The organism is Pseudomonas sp. 2822-15 (assembly GCF_002742515.1).
GTDB lineage: Bacteria > Pseudomonadota > Gammaproteobacteria > Pseudomonadales > Pseudomonadaceae > Aquipseudomonas > Aquipseudomonas salomonii.
Genome location: NZ_LJRY01000124.1, coordinates 1 through 259 on the forward strand (window position 1 = coordinate 1; position 259 = coordinate 259).

Below are 259 nucleotides of genomic sequence, written 5' to 3' on the forward strand. Positions count from 1 at the left end.
GCTACAAATAGATGGTGTCAGAACTATACATGAATTGCATGTGTGGACTATTACTTCTGGGATGAATAGTTTGACTGCACATCTCGTCATTGATCCGTCCTATTCGGAAAAACATCATGACATTTTGTTACAAGCCAATGAGTATGTTAAAACTAAATTTCATATCAATCACAGTACCATTCAAATAGAAAAAGAGGATTTAAGTGAGCAAGAACACCAGTGTATTTAATTAAATTTATATTGAGTATCCCACTAGCTC

Annotated in this window: 1 pseudogene; it reads left to right on the forward strand. The window is 34.0% G+C overall.

Annotation, left to right across the window (positions count from 1 at the left end):
* Positions 1-229, forward strand: a pseudogene (locus AOA59_RS33325) (cation diffusion facilitator family transporter); the annotation flags it as partial.
* Between the last annotated feature and the right edge of the window lie 30 nt (positions 230-259).